General features: G+C 34.1%; 15 protein-coding genes. 3 read left to right on the top strand and 12 right to left on the bottom strand.

The window, feature by feature from the left end; genetic code table 11:
* The 12 genes from FQU23_RS15025 to FQU23_RS14970 form a co-directional block, all read right to left on the bottom strand.
* The gene (locus FQU23_RS15025) at positions 1-561 is read right to left on the bottom strand and encodes a helix-turn-helix domain-containing protein (RefSeq protein ID WP_147674610.1); all 561 of its coding nucleotides are present in this window, start codon (positions 559-561) and stop codon (positions 1-3) included.
* 323 nt (positions 562-884) lie between these two features.
* On the bottom strand, positions 885-1,403 hold the full coding sequence (locus FQU23_RS15020) for a hypothetical protein (RefSeq protein ID WP_147674554.1): 519 nt from the start codon (positions 1,401-1,403) through the stop codon (positions 885-887).
* Between the two features lie 2 nt (positions 1,404-1,405).
* On the bottom strand, positions 1,406-2,086 hold the full coding sequence (locus tag FQU23_RS15015; protein WP_147674553.1) for a peptidoglycan DD-metalloendopeptidase family protein: 681 nt from the start codon (positions 2,084-2,086) through the stop codon (positions 1,406-1,408).
* An 89-nt stretch (positions 2,087-2,175) separates the two neighbouring features.
* Positions 2,176-2,433 carry a hypothetical protein gene (locus FQU23_RS15010; protein WP_147674552.1) on the bottom strand — a complete coding sequence of 86 codons (258 nt, stop codon included), beginning with the start codon at positions 2,431-2,433 and terminating at the stop codon, positions 2,176-2,178.
* A 66-nt stretch (positions 2,434-2,499) separates the two neighbouring features.
* The gene (locus tag FQU23_RS15005; protein WP_147674551.1) at positions 2,500-4,908 is read right to left on the bottom strand and encodes a thiamine pyrophosphate-dependent enzyme; all 2,409 of its coding nucleotides are present in this window, start codon (positions 4,906-4,908) and stop codon (positions 2,500-2,502) included.
* Positions 4,909-5,094: 186 nt separating this feature from the next.
* Positions 5,095-7,842 carry a M1 family metallopeptidase gene (locus FQU23_RS15000; RefSeq protein WP_147674609.1) on the bottom strand — a complete coding sequence of 916 codons (2,748 nt, stop codon included), beginning with the start codon at positions 7,840-7,842 and terminating at the stop codon, positions 5,095-5,097.
* A gap of 193 nt (positions 7,843-8,035) precedes the next feature.
* Positions 8,036-8,764 carry a TIGR00730 family Rossman fold protein gene (locus tag FQU23_RS14995; protein ID WP_147674550.1) on the bottom strand — a complete coding sequence of 243 codons (729 nt, stop codon included), beginning with the start codon at positions 8,762-8,764 and terminating at the stop codon, positions 8,036-8,038.
* A 533-nt stretch (positions 8,765-9,297) separates the two neighbouring features.
* Positions 9,298-9,672: a DUF4258 domain-containing protein gene (locus tag FQU23_RS14990; RefSeq protein WP_147674549.1), complete on the bottom strand. Its 375-nt coding sequence runs from the start codon at positions 9,670-9,672 to the stop codon at positions 9,298-9,300.
* 35 nt (positions 9,673-9,707) lie between these two features.
* Positions 9,708-10,907, bottom strand: a complete 1,200-nt coding sequence (locus FQU23_RS14985; protein WP_165425779.1) for an alanine dehydrogenase — start codon at positions 10,905-10,907, stop codon at positions 9,708-9,710.
* 96 nt (positions 10,908-11,003) lie between these two features.
* Positions 11,004-11,474 (bottom strand): GNAT family N-acetyltransferase, encoded by a 471-nt coding sequence (locus FQU23_RS14980; RefSeq protein WP_147674548.1) that lies wholly within the window; start codon positions 11,472-11,474, stop codon positions 11,004-11,006.
* 15 nt (positions 11,475-11,489) lie between these two features.
* The gene (tsaE, locus tag FQU23_RS14975; RefSeq protein WP_147674547.1) at positions 11,490-11,897 is read right to left on the bottom strand and encodes a tRNA (adenosine(37)-N6)-threonylcarbamoyltransferase complex ATPase subunit type 1 TsaE; all 408 of its coding nucleotides are present in this window, start codon (positions 11,895-11,897) and stop codon (positions 11,490-11,492) included.
* 47 nt (positions 11,898-11,944) lie between these two features.
* The gene (locus FQU23_RS14970; RefSeq protein ID WP_147674546.1) at positions 11,945-13,498 is read right to left on the bottom strand and encodes a bifunctional response regulator/alkaline phosphatase family protein; all 1,554 of its coding nucleotides are present in this window, start codon (positions 13,496-13,498) and stop codon (positions 11,945-11,947) included.
* Positions 13,499-14,012: 514 nt separating this feature from the next.
* Here FQU23_RS14970 and FQU23_RS14965 point away from each other — a divergent pair.
* The 3 genes from FQU23_RS14965 to FQU23_RS14960 all read left to right on the top strand — a co-directional run bounded on the left by FQU23_RS14965 (position 14,013) and on the right by FQU23_RS14960 (position 14,898).
* Positions 14,013-14,453, top strand: coding sequence for a hypothetical protein (locus FQU23_RS14965; protein ID WP_147674545.1), 441 nt, complete (start codon positions 14,013-14,015; stop codon positions 14,451-14,453).
* A gap of 155 nt (positions 14,454-14,608) precedes the next feature.
* The gene (locus FQU23_RS16340; protein WP_262887289.1) at positions 14,609-14,731 is read left to right on the top strand and encodes a hypothetical protein; all 123 of its coding nucleotides are present in this window, start codon (positions 14,609-14,611) and stop codon (positions 14,729-14,731) included.
* Between the two features lie 5 nt (positions 14,732-14,736).
* Positions 14,737-14,898 carry a hypothetical protein gene (locus tag FQU23_RS14960; RefSeq protein WP_165425778.1) on the top strand — a complete coding sequence of 54 codons (162 nt, stop codon included), beginning with the start codon at positions 14,737-14,739 and terminating at the stop codon, positions 14,896-14,898.
* Positions 14,899-14,950: the final 52 nt, after the last annotated feature.

The following is a 14,950-nucleotide window of genomic DNA, read 5'->3' as shown; positions in this document are numbered from 1 at the left end:
TTATTTGCTATTATTTGGGTTTCCAATTTCTTCAAGAGGCATTCGCCTTTTATCTTTCAAATTCTTAAAGTGGGAAGGCGAGAGCCCTGTTACTTTCTTAAATTGACTTGATAAATGCGCTACACTACTATAACCCATTTTCCATGCAATTTCAGTGATATTGTGTTCTCCATATATAATTAATTCCTTCACCCGTTCAGTTTTATGTGAAATAATAAAATGCTCGATTGTAGTTCCTTGTACTTCAGAAAATAAGTTAGACAAATAAGTGTAGTCATGACTTAACTTCTCACTTAAATAAATAGAAAAATTTACTTTGATAACTTCATTCGAATGGTGAACCATTTCAATTATAACATTTTTAATTTTTTCTATGAGCATCGACTTTTTATCGTCCATCAATTCAAACCCTGCACTTAAGAGCCCCGCTTTAAGAAGTTCTCTTTGTGCCATAGAAATATTTTCCATGACATCCACTTCTCCTAAATCGACAACAATAAAATGCAATCCAAGTTTTTTTAGTTCCTCTTTAACTGCTAGTTTGCAGCGATTGCTGACCATGTATTTAATATATAGCTTCAAATTATTTGTTTTTAACTGATTGTGTAAAATTTGCACTTTTTTCTCAGATATGAATTACATAACTTTTAAATTAGTTGTATAATTCACAGATTTTTATTGGAGCTTCTTAAGATAATAAAAACTATTATGGAATAGTCACAGCGATTAAAAAATTATGGACAATTGAAAGATGGTTTGATAGTTTTGAGGTTTTTAATCCAATGAAAATGATACTACTATGATTTATAAAAAAAAATCCAAATCGAAAATGAATTACGTCATTTTCGATTTGGATTAGTATTTTAAAACTAAGCTGGCAAGAGCTATTCTTTGTCAGTATCTGTATCAGGGTTTTTAAATAATTTTCTTTCGAAAACATCAGACCAGTCCATTGATTTAATAGCCGACACTTGATTTTTCTCGTTCATATAAACTCTAAGTTCTTTATTTGCAACAGGCTTTGTATACAGTGCTTTGTAGCGAAAAATGGTTGTTTGCGTCTCATTGTCTTTGTAGATTTCCATCAATTTAAGATCCTTAAAGGGACCGTAGAACTGTCTGAATTTCACACAGGTTTTTGAAAGCTTTTCTAAAGTTATGTTGTTGATAACAGATCTAGTTGCTTCACTTTGATTAAATGGCTTAAACTTAGATGTGTTACAAGTCATTAAAATTCGTTTACCCAAATCGTATGCTTTCGCCTTTTGACTGGCGTCAACTTCAGCTACAGCTAATTTCATGAATTTTACTTCTTCAGGCTTTTCGCCAATCGGTTGGTCAATTTTTTTTGACTTACATCCAACAAGTACAATTAAGCTGAGTACGAGAACTATTCTTTTCATTTCTAAGATGTTATTTTTAATAATAAATTAGGATCTGGGCAATTGTCTAAATAGAAATCCAAATCACTTTTTGTGCAAACTCCAGGATAATCACCCAAATTTGCACCAATATTTTTTATAATTTGAAAATGCAGATGCGGAGAATAATCACCATTCACGGTTGAATTTCCTAATAGACCTATCTCTTGTCCTTTTTTGATTACATTACCAATCGCAATGTTTTCTAGACTGTCTAACGATAAATGTCCATATAAAGTATAAAAGATATGATTTTCTATTTGGTGCTCAAGAATAATAGTGGGACCATAATCCCCAAAACCAGCATTAAAATTAAAACTGTGAATTGTTCCGTCAAGTGCTGCTAAAATTGGAGTTCCAGCTTTTATCCATAAATCTAAACCAATATGCATGTTTCGTTCCTCTGTCTCCAGGTCTTTAAAAATAGTACTTCGTTGATATAGATTTCGTTCCTCATTGTAGCCTCCGTAAGCAACTTTCGAATTATTTATGGTCAGATAATTTTCAATATAATTTTCGAATTCTGCGGCATCAGCTAATGATTCATTAGTTAGATTTTGATTTGAAACAGATAAATTTAAAGGGACATATTGTTTTAAAGTAATAGAATCAGCTATTACTTTGGCATCTTGGATATTATTTAAAACGGTTTCTAAACTTGTCATTTATTCCTGTTTTGAATTTTAATTTAATAAAAAAAGCCAACCGAACTAATTCAGATTGGCTTTATGTTTTTAAGAGCTAAAAAATAGTATTATTTCTTAACTTCAACTTTTGCGTCACCTCCAGAAACGTTTACTTTCGTTTGGTTTTCCCCGCTTTTAGTGCTTACATCAATACCATCAGAACCAATACTTACTGATGTTCCATCAGGATTTTCTTCTACAGCTGGAGCTTCATTTGTAACTTCAATTGTCTGATTTGTGGTAGTGTCAGGGGTTTCTTCTTTTTCCTTGCAAGAAACGATTGCCATAACTGATAAAATGCCTATTAACATTGATATTTTTTTCATTTTTATTGTTTTAAGTTCGTAACTAATTAATTGACAAGGTACTGTTTTTTTACTAAAATACTATTTTTAATATAAACTTGGATATTTTATCGGGTTTACCTCATTCATCATAGCATATACTTTTTCAAAAATATCTTCAGCAGATGGTTTTGAAAAATAATCGCCATCAGTCCCGTAAGACGGTCTGTGCGCTTTTGATGTTAAGGTTTGCGGCTTACTGTCTAAATAATTGTAGCCGTCTTGTTGCTCAACAATTTGCTGTAAAATATAAGCAGAGGCTCCTCCTGGAACATCTTCATCAATTACTAAAAGACGATTTGTTTTAGCTATACTTTTTACAAGGTCATGATTAATATCAAAAGGGAGTAGAGATTGAACATCTATAATTTCACAGTCAATACCTACTTCAAGAAGTTCTTTAGCAGCTTGTTCGACTAATCTTAAGGTAGATCCATAAGAAACTAATGTTATATCATCACCTTCTTTCATGGTTTCAACAACACCAATAGGAGTCTTGAATTCTCCGTAATTTAGTGGTTTTTTCTCTTTTAATCGGTATCCATTTAAACATTCGATAACCAAGGCTGGTTCATCACATTCTAACAGTGAATTATAAAAACCTGCCGCTTTTGTCATGTCTCTTGGAACTAAAACGTGTATTCCTCTAATAGCGTTGATAATCATTCCCATAGGAGATCCTGAATGCCAAATCCCTTCTAAACGATGGCCTCTGGTACGAATGATTAATGGCGCTTTTTGCTTTCCTACTGTTCTGTACTGCAGTGTTGCTAAATCATCACTCATGATTTGGATAGCGTACAATAGATAATCTAGATATTGAATTTCGGCGATAGGTCTTAAACCCCTTAATGCCATTCCGATACCTTGTCCTATAATAGTGGCTTCACGTATTCCAACATCGGCTACACGCAATTCACCGTATTTCTCTTGCATTCCTTCTAGACCTTGGTTTACATCACCAATGGCTCCTGCATCTTCTCCAAAAATTAAAGTTTCAGGATATTTTGTGAAGATAGCGTCAAAGTTATCACGTAGAATCATTCGACCATCTGTATCCTCTTTTGCATTATCATTATATTCAGGAAGAATTTCTTTCACTGAAAAGACATTTAAATCAGAATCAGAGTGCAGGTGGCTGCTAAATTTTTCTTGATTTTTCTTAGTGTAATTAGTTATCCAATTTGAAAGTTCGTTTTTTACATCTTCATTGATTACAAGTCGTAAAGATTTACGAGCTGCAACTAGAATTTCCTTTCTTATAGGATCTTTTACACTACTTAAGTTAGAAGCATATTTTAATATTGTCTCTTTATGAGTGCATAAATCTGCAATTTTTGTCAATAAGGAAACCAATTCTTTTTGTTCTTCAACAACAGGTCCTATAAAAGCACTCCATGCTGCCTTTTTACCTTCAAGTACTTGTTTCTTAGCGTTTGCGTCTATTTCAGCTAATTCTTCAGGAGAGGCAATGTTAATTGCAATCATCCATAATTTCATTTGTCTGATACAGTCAAAATCTCTCTCCCAAGCTAGTCTGTCAGCATCTTTATATCTTTCATGTGATCCAGAAGTAGAGTGTCCTTGAGGCTGAGTAAGTTCATTGACATGTATTAATACGGGAACATGCTGTTCACGTGACAGAGTAGATGCCTTCTCATAAGTAGCAATAAGTTCAGTATAGTCCCAACCTTTTACTCTTAAGATTTCAAATCCTTTTGAAGCATCGTCTCTTTGGTACCCTTTTAAAATTTCAGAAATATTCTCCTTGGTTGTCTGATGTCTCGCATGAACCGAAATACCATATTCATCATCCCAAACACTAATTACCATAGGAACTTGTAATACTCCTGCAGCATTTATTGTTTCGAAAAACAATCCTTCAGAAGTACTTGCGTTTCCAATGGTTCCCCAAGCGATCTCATTTCCTTCAACTGAGAAATTTGCTTTATTGGGTATTCCTTTTACTTGTCTGTATATTTTTGATGCCTGCGCAAGCCCTAATAATCTAGGCATTTGTCCTGCGGTAGGAGAAATGTCAGCGCTAGAATTTTTTTGTTTTGTTAAGTCTTTCCAAGAACCGTCTTCATTTAAACTATGAGTAGCAAAATGACCACCCATTTGTCTGCCGGCAGACATAGGGTCTAGCTCTAAGTTGGTGTTACCATATAATCCGGCAAAAAACTGTTCAATCGTCATTTGCCCAATAGCCATCATAAAAGTTTGGTCACGATAATATCCAGAACGAAAGTCACCGTTTTTGAAAAATTTAGCCATCGCCAATTGAGGCACTTCCTTTCCATCGCCAAAAATTCCGAATTTTGCCTTTCCGGTCAACACCTCTCGACGGCCTAATAAACTACATTCTCTACTTATCATAGCGATTCTGTAATCGTTTAAGACTTCGGTTCTAAAATCCTCGAATGTCAGTGTTGTATTGGTTTTTTCTTTTATCATAATTAAAAGGTATCTCTTAAGGAGACAAATTTACTTAAAAACAATCGATTATCATAATTCATTGAAAGAAATATAATTTGAGGATTATCAATTAAATCACTTTAAATATATTTTTAAATTAGATATTCGTAATTTAATAGGTAAAAAAAGGAGAATAATTCAATGTTATAATATATTTCCTTTCGTTTAAAACCATTTTCGATTAAATAAATTGATTAATATTTTTGGCGATAAAGTAATAACAAATCGAATTTTCTCGTTGTATTTGTCTTGGCTAATTTCCCATCCATTAGAAGAATAGAGTGGAAGGTACACTTCGAAGTAGTCAGGAACTAAATTTAATCGGATTCCACTATCATACACAAATTTCTCGCTTTGGAAATTATTTTTTAAAAAACCGATGTCACCGTAGGCTTCGATCCAATTCCAAACTGTATAACTTCCATTTACAGTAGTGATCCATTGATTGGCATACGGAGTGGAGAGTTTTGACTTAAAACCCCCTTCAGCCACAATTAGTTGCTGACTAAAAAAGCCGCTGTTCTCTGATCGACCATAATAGCCGTAATCAAATAAGTAATCCGTTGGTCGGTCTAATGCAAAACTAAAAAAATCAGAATTAGTATTGTTGTATAGAAAACTACCAGCATAAAGACGCAAGTTTATTTGACGGTTATTTTCGAAAAGTTTTCTGTACTCGACTTCTGCGGCCATTTTTCCAAATTTACTAGCTAGTTGAAGGTCAGATGAAAAACTGAAATGATTTGTAATTTCTGTTCTAGTATTAAAGTACTTCGCATTAAAGACAGAGTAATTGTCGGTGGAATTGTCTACAACTATTTCGCTTTTTTCTCTGTTGACAATTACGTGGCGCAATAAGATTAATTGCTTTTTGTTGTCACGAAAGTCGTTTTCTCGGAGTCTTAACTGAACTGTTGGATTTACTTTTAGATAAGTAGCATCTGGTGCGTAGTGGAAATAGGAACCCGAAAAAGAATAACGTACGTTGTAAAGTGCACTGTTTCTATAGTTTTGATTTACGGCAACAAAACCGGAGCCAGAAAATGTATTGGTATTTGTTGAATAGGCTGGATTGACGTCAAAAACGAATGGTTTTTCTAATATTGTTCTGTTGTGAAGACGCAAGCCAGGGGTAAGGCCATCATACAAATTGTATCCTAAAGTAGGGACATATAAAACTTGATTGTAATACGGATCTTCCAAATCCTTCATAAAGACAAATTTTAGGGGACGGTTGTTAGGGAAGAAAGGTTTTAGTGATTTCCAGTTGTTTCTTAAATTGTATTCAGGAACTTCATTCTTGTAATTTAAAACAATCTTATCAGCATTATTTCTTTCGAAAGAAAACATACTATCAGTTATCTGGGGATCCAACCATTTTTTGAATACAATTTCACCTTTATTAATTCCGTAAACAGGCACGGGAACAATTACTCCGGTTCTATTTTTAAGGCTGAAAGTAATACTGTCTTTGGTTTTTACTACGTCCCCAAATTTAAAATCAATGATTTCACGAGAATCAATAATTGTATTAAAAAACCAATTGATACTCTTGTGGGTATTTCTTTTTAAAATGGTTTCAAAATCATCTCTAGACACTTGTTTCTTCTTGTTTTCAACATAGAATTGACGGATACTATTAGTAACAACTTCGTCACCAAGAAACTTGTCCAGATACCTGAAGCTTAATCCAGCGCGGTATTTACTGGCGATTTGTTCGTTGAATTTTATGAGAGAATTTTTCGGGTCTCCTAGTGGTTGATCAAGATTTTTACGAGCCATTAACATGTAGAAATAGCTATATTGCTGGTTAAAATCTAGATTCGTGAGATTGTAGCTTTTCAGTAGTAGAAAGGTAGAGGCACTACCCAGCATCTTGGTGTTTGGGTAATTCTCGTCAATATACTTCATCATTGCATATACCTGAATTCCATCATAAATCCAACTGTCTTTCCTGCTGTCTAGTCTTAAACTGTTTTGTAAATAGGCATTTAAGTATGTTTTTAAAAACTTGATCTCAAAGGTAAATTCATCTGAAAATGGACTGATAAACGAAGGCAGCTGATTTAATCCGTAAAAAGGATTTCGTTCATAATCAGTTTGAGAAACAGCAATTTTATCAAACGGATATTTCCCTATTAAATCCTCTACATAATTAACAATACAATCAATGGCATACGCTTGTTGCTTGATACCTACTTTATTCTCCTTTAAATTTGTTATAACTTCAATTCCACTGGTTTTATAGCTGTAAAAACTGGATTTGGGTTCGATAAAAAGACTGAAATTTGTTCTGTTTTTACCAGTTAGTTTATAAATGGAATGACTATCTTTTTCAATTGTTTCCTTCTTATTTAAGTCAGTTGTTACTTCAAAGCCTTTTGGAACTTTTAAATCAATATCAATATCTGACATGGCATTTGCAATATCATCTAAATTGGCATTGCTATATTTTGCAAAAGCATGATTTTCATAACGGGCAGGAGTAAGGTACCATGTTTTTAGATTCATTCCGCCTGTTGCATTATAGCCAAATTTAGTAAAGGCATCACTTGGAATTTTTGCAGTATAAGTAAGTTGAAGTTTTATTTTCTGATTAGGAGCTAGTTTTTCTCTTAGCGTTACCCTAATAATATCTGGATTTTCAGCCGTTCTTCTCCATAAAAGGAATGATTTATCGGCATCTATAATCGTTAAATTTTTAGTGCTTCCGCGCTCGTCTTCTTTAGCCAAGTGGAAACCGCGATAAAACTCGTCCGAAAATCGTCTCGCTAAAGGTGTATTCACATCAGCATAAGCATTGTTCCAGTCGTTTAGTACAACTGAAGTTAGCGTGTCATTAGACTCATTAAAAAAGATAAGTTCCTGCTGGATATTCAAGGTTTTTTCAGTACTGTTTACCTCAACATGCATTTGGGTATGGTGCTGGGCGTATTGTTTTATTGATGTCAATAAAACTAAAATACAAAAGGCGATTTTATAAAATACTCTCAACTGTAAATTTAACTCGTTACTATTTCACAATATACACTTAATAGATTTATTTTGGTAAAAAAGGTGGTTTTTTTTACAAAAAAAAAGCTGCTCGTAAGAACAGCTTTCAATGTTAAAAATTTGGTTTCAAATTGTATTTTTTATAGAAATTATCGAGAACATCAACTACTTCGTCCGCTGTGTCGACAATTTTTATCAAATTCAAGTCGTCTGGACTCACTGTCTGTTCTCGTTCGATTAAAACTTTTTTGACCCAATCAATTAATCCCGACCAAAATTCAGTTCCTACCAATATTATAGGGAATTTGGCGATTTTCTTCGTCTGAATCAAAGTCATGGCTTCAAACAACTCATCTAAAGTCCCGAATCCTCCTGGCATAACAACAAATCCTTGAGAATATTTAACAAACATTACTTTTCGAACAAAGAAGTAATCAAAATTTAGGTTTTTATCACCGTCGATGTACGGGTTAAAATGTTGTTCGAATGGCAGTACAATGTTCAGTCCCACCGAAGTTCCTCCGCCTAGATGTGCACCTTTATTTCCAGCTTCCATGATACCAGGCCCTCCTCCAGTTATCACACCGTAACCGGCTTTACTGATATTGAAAGCTATTTTTTCGGCAAGTAAATAATAAGGATCCTCGGGCTTTGTTCGCGCTGATCCAAAAATGGACACACATGGACCTATACGTCCCATGGCTTCGTAACCATTTACAAACTCGGCCATAATTTTAAAAATCGCCCAGCTGTCATTAGTCCTGATCTCATTCCAGTTCTTTTGCTTTAAACGGTCTTGGATTATTTTATCCTCATCATTGTCAAAATCTTCTAATCTCATATTGGTAATGTATTATTTACTATTATTTTCTGGAGCTTTCTCCAGCTATTCGCTTGTATCTTTTTATTTTTTTAAAGATAAAAAATAAAAAGTATACCGCTGCTATCTGGGCTAGGAATCCGTGATACTAATGTAACTCTTTTTCCAAATATGGTACCGAAAAGTGTTTTTATTTTAATTAATTTCTCGAAGTTGCCGCCTGTGTTGAATTTAGCAACTAAGAATAGAAATATATGGTGTCTGTTGCTTTAGGATCTAAAAACTTTCAAACCGCAAATTCGGAAATTTATAAATAATTAAAATTTGCGGTCAATAACTGCAATCGAACGGTGTAGGCTTTGAATCTATAATGATTTATTGAGTGCTGCTTCTTGATGTAATTCTGGACCGCGTGAGGGATTGAAGCAGGCTACCAAAGTAGCGCGTAAAGCCTGACAGCATATCTAAAAAGGGCTCATTACCGCAAAGTAATGAGCCCTTTTTAAAGATGGTGGCACGCCCAAATAATGGAACTGCCTTATGTTTTTAATTGTTTACTTCTTGATAATTTCTTCTAGAATAGCTCTGTCCTCGCGGTTGCTTATTTTTAAAATAATATCCTGACCTTTAGTAGTTTTACCTTCGATTACATAAAGCTTTGCTTTTCTAAATTCAGTGTTACTATTATCGAAATCAACATCTCCAAATTCGAGTGTATTTTTGATATCGATGGTGTCGATCCATTTTTCGGCTAGTACCTGAGATGCTTTTTCAGAATAGTGAAAAGGCTTAGTTCTCAAATCATTTAAAACTCTGGCATTTGGAAAATAATTACAGCGGGTATCTTTTCCACTAAATATCATGGATACAAAAAATAGACCTATAACTAATCCCACTAAATAGTAGGCAAAACGATGGAAAAATTTCATGAATTATTTTTTGTGCAAAGGTAGCGGAAGTTTACTTAAAACACAATTAAATTGATGTCGTTATTAGGTAAATCAAACCAGTCTCCCATGACTTTATTAGTCAGGATACCGTGGTAAAAATAAACGCCGTGTTTTAATCCGCTATCGCAACGAATGGCGCTTTCAATACCACCATCGGCAGCAATTTGCATTAAAAAAGGGGAGATAATATTACTTATAGAAAGGGAAGCCGATTTTGGGTAACGCGAAGGAATATTAGGAACGCAATAATGCACTACATTGCTTCTTATGAACGTTGGTTTCTCATGTGAAGTAACCTCTGAGGTTTCAAAGCAACCTCCGGTATCAATGCTGACATCAACGATTACTGCGCCGCTTTTCATGTGTTCTACCATAGTTTCTGTAACAACCACCGGACAGCGCTCTACGCCGCTCATCGCGCCTATGGCGACATCACAACGTCTTAGTGCCTTTAATAACGATTTAGACTGTATAGTGGAAGTGAAAATACGTTGGTTGAGATTATTTTGTAATCTACGGAGTTTTGTAATGGAATTATCAAATACTTTTACACTAGCTCCTAATCCAAGGGCAGTTTTAGCAGCAAATTCTCCTACTGTTCCAGCGCCTAAAATAACTACATCGGTAGGAGGAACTCCGGTGATGTTGCCAAACAGCAATCCTTTTCCGAATTCGTTAGTAATCATTAGTTCTGCAGCAATTAGAATCGAGGCAGTTCCTGCTATTTCACTAGACGATCGTACTGCGGGATAGCTATCGTCTTCATCTTTTATATATTCGAATGCTAAGGCGGTTATCTTTTTTTTGCTCAAGGCTTCAAAATAACTTTTCTTCATCGTTTTTAGTTGAATCGATGAGATAAGAATTGTTTGATTGTTCATCATGGCAACCTCGGCAAGAGTAGGCGGGCCCACTTTCAAAATCATTGGACAACCAAAAACTTTGGCGGTATCTTTTGTTATTTCGGCACCAGCAGCACTATATTCTTTATCAGAATAACTGGAGCTTTCACCAGCTCCTGATTCAATCATTACGCGATGTCCGTTGAAAGTTAATGAGTTAACTGCATCTGGAGTTAAGCAGATACGGCGTTCTTGATAGCTGGTTTCTTTTGGAATACCAATAAAAAGATCGCTTTTTCTTCGGCTTAGCTCGAGTTTTTCTTCCTGCGGTAACAACTGTTGTTTAGTGAAAGGAGTTATTGCTATTGACATTGATAAAGTGATTATTAGAGGTAAAATTACGTAAAAAGTTTAAAAAAACAGGCTTAAAACGGGTTTAAATATTCGAATAAGAATGAATAAGATTACTTAAATTAATTTTTCCATTTTAATATCGGCTCTTTCATAAATACCAGCTTCTAAAGGTATTTCCTTAAAACCGAATTTTTCATACAAAGTGATAGCGGGAACTAGTTTTCTATTCGAATAGATAATTATCTTTTTAAGGTTGTTTTCTTTGGCAGTTTTAACGCAGTGCTCCATTAGCTTTTTACCTATTCCTAGACCTTGAACACCATCAGTAACGGCCATTTTGCTCAATTCAAATTCCGTATCGTTCATTTTTAGCAATGAAACGGTACCTACAATTTTATCATTGTATTTAGCATAAAATATCATTCCGCCTTTGTCAATGATTTCTTCTTGCGGATTAGAAAGTACTCGCTCGTCTTTAGGTTCGACTTTAAAATGTCTACTAAGCCATTCTAAGTTTAAGGTTTTTATAGGTTCCTTCAAGTCCGAAGAAAAAGGAATGATTACAACTGTATTCTCGGTATTCATATTTTGTGTGTTTCTTTAGCTTAATTTCAATAGGCGTTTGCCGCCAGCTAGTTCCTGGATGGTGACAACAGAGTGGGAATCTGGGATAAGGTTTGGGATGTTTTCGGCCCATTCGATAAAACACCAGTTTCCAGAATATAAGTATTCATCGACTCCCATGTCCAGTGCTTCCACTTCGTTTTTTAATCTGTAAAAATCAAAATGATAAACTATCTGATTGTTAGTAGTATGATACTCATTAACTAAAGAAAAGGTTGGGCTACTAGTTGCTTCTGTAACCCCAAGTTCTTTGGCTAGTTGTTTGATAAAAGTGGTTTTTCCAGCACCCATTTCTCCGTGAAAAAGGATCACTTTATTAGGCTTTTCAGCAACAATAGCGTGTGCTGTTTTTTCGATTTCATCTAATGAAAAAGTAATTTCCATTTTAAAAATTTGTTTAAATATTAAGGTCTACAGTTTTTCTGAATTGACTATTTCGGATTAAAAATCATAAACGGTATAATCATTTCTTCCAATGAAATTCCACCATGTTGATAGGTGTTTCTGTAATAACTCACATAATGATTGAAGTTATTTACATAGGCCAGAAACAGATCGTTTTTTGCAAAAATATAAGAACTACTCATATTAATGGTAGGTAAACCTATTTTTTTTGGATCTTTTACCGCATATACATCTTTGTATTCATAGGTCAGGCTACGCCCAGTTTTGTAACGTAAATTGAGGCTGGTGTTTTTATCACCCACGACTTTCGATGGGTTTTTTACATTTATAGTTCCGTGATCTGTGGTTATGATCAGTTTGAAACCTAGTTTTTGTGCCTGTTGTATGATTTCTAGTAGAGGAGAATTCTTGAACCAACTCAATGTCAGCGAGCGATAGGCCTTATCGTCGGAAGCGAGTTCTTTTACCACGTCCATCTCTGTTTTGGCGTGGGATAACATATCTACAAAATTATAAACTACAGTAACCAAATCGTTGTCTCGTAGTCCTTTGAAATTTTCCACCAGTTTTTTTCCACCAGCCAAGTTGGTTATTTTGAAATAATCCTCTTTGATGTTTAATCCCAGTCGTTTTAACTGTGCTGATAAAAACTCAGCCTCATACAGGTTTTTTCCGCCTTCCTCAGGATCATTTTTCCAGTATTGCGGAAACTTTGTCTCCATTTCCAGTGGTGTCAAACCAGAGAAAATAGCGTTTCTAGCATATTGGGTTGCGGTGGGAAGAATAGAGAAATAAGGTACTTCTTTTTCCAGTTTATAATAATTAGCTACTTCACTTTCAAAAGTTTTCCATTGGTCGTAGCGCAAATTGTCAATTACCACAAACAAAATGGGTTTGTCTTTTTTAACAATTTCAGGAACGACTAATTCTCTAAATAAAGTATGCGATTGAATGGGTTTGTCAGCCTTTGGTAGAAACCAATCTTCATAATTGCGTTCGATGAATTTTCCAAACTGCGAGTTGGCTTCCGCTTTTTGGGACTCTAAAATCTCAATCATCCCATGATCGTTGATATTCTCGAGATTAAGCTCCCAAAAAATCAATTTCTTATACAATTCGACCCAGTCTTCATAAGAATTCACCATCGCCATTTCCATAGAAATTTTACGGAATTCTTTCTGATAGTCCAATGTGGTTTTTTGTGAAATTAAGCGCGAGTGATCCAGATTCTTCTTCAAACTCAATAAAATCTGATTTGGGTTCACTGGTTTAATCAGGTAATCGGCAATTTTAGAGCCTATTGCTTCCTCCATGATGTACTCTTCCTCACTTTTAGTAATCATAATCATAGGAACAGCCGACTTTTTCTCCTTCATTTCAGACAGTGTTTCAAGACCGCTCATGCCGGGCATGTTTTCATCTAGAAAAACGATGTCAAAATTTTCATTATCGAAAATATCAATCGCATCACGTCCGTTATTACAAGTAGTAACACTGTAATTTTTCTTTTCTAGGAATAGTATGTGTGGTTTTAAATAATCGATTTCATCGTCTACCCAAAGTATTTTTATCTTATCCATATATTTACAAATAGTATTTGTCTTGTTATTTTGCTGTGATCACTAAGAAATAGGAATATCACAAAGTGATTGCGCTAACGAGCAATAACCGCAGTTTCATTCTGCCAATTTACAGATTTTTGAAGCTTTAACTTGCTAATATTATGATAATTTTTCTTGATAAATTCGGCAGCCAAAGGCGGGGAGATAATAGGGCGCCAAATATAGATAGTAAAACGCTGTCTACTGGAAAACCACCACTGTTAACCGCTCATTTGATACTAATGGGAATGGCATTCCATTGCGGTAAGTGCGTTCCAATTCTTTAATCACAACGATCATACTTCCCGATATATTATCTGGAATATTCAATCTTTATTATTTTAAATTGAATAATAAAGGATTTGAGTTTTAAGTTGCAGGAAATTCCACACATAAACCAAACTAAAAAAAATAAGAAAAAACTTAGTAATGAGGTAGAAGATGTGTAAAAGATGTATATATTTGAGGTTATATACTAGTTAGTGGCAATATTATGAAAAATCATACAATCATTAGCGTTTTATTCTTTTCGATTTTTACAGTTAGTTGTAATGAATCAAATTCTGAATTGAAGAAAATTAACGTGGAACTTCAAAAACTTCAAAAAGAAAATTCAATACTAAAAGATTCTATTTCTAAAATTAAAAAAGAAGATTGGAATTATAAAATGTTAGTTGGAGTTCCTGAAGGAAAACTAAAAGTTGGTGAAAAGAACAAAATATTTTTTTTCCTATATGATTCCAAACAATTACAAGATTTCGATGTTTACAAAATTGAAAATAAAAAAGAAATAAAAATACGAACCGAAAAGTTCGGTAAATTCAGTTACGAATACATACCTAAATCAGAATTGGAAAATAAAGTTAGTTTGAAAATTAAAATTCCGAATAATGATGTTGAAATTATGAACGAAACAACAATTCCTTTGAAATAAATACTGCTGCTAACAGCTAAGAGTTTCGTTGCGTGCGTAGCACGAACAATGAAACTCCGGTTGAACGGAACCGCTTCCACTTCCGCAACCCTATGTACTTATCGTAAAAAAATTAGAGAGAATATCAAGAGGATTTAAAAGACAAGTATTGCTTGATGGAACTTGTAGGACTAACTGTAGAGCCTTTATTTGAAAAAGACAATAATATTTCAATATCGATAACTATTGGTGATGGAGATAATTGCGAAGGAATTATGTATGAGAAAATTAAAAAATAAAGAATATGAATAGAGTTAGAATTATTGGGTTAGTTCTGTTGATAATTGGAATTATATTACACCTTTCTTTCGAGAATGACGGAATCGATTTTTTAACTGGAGCTTTTGTTGGCGGTGGAGTAACTTTGTTATTTACTGGACAATTTAAATTGAAAAAGACTAACTAAATAGAAATTAACCCCAAAAAAAAAACATCCCTTCTTTCTGCAGCTTTCGGAG

Origin of the sequence: Flavobacterium sp. XN-5, assembly GCF_008033395.2 — a bacterium.
In the GTDB taxonomy this organism is placed as follows: Bacteria; Bacteroidota; Bacteroidia; order Flavobacteriales; family Flavobacteriaceae; genus Flavobacterium; species Flavobacterium hiemivividum.
Note: the sequence above shows the minus strand (reverse complement) of the source record. Positions and strands in the feature narration are given on the sequence as shown.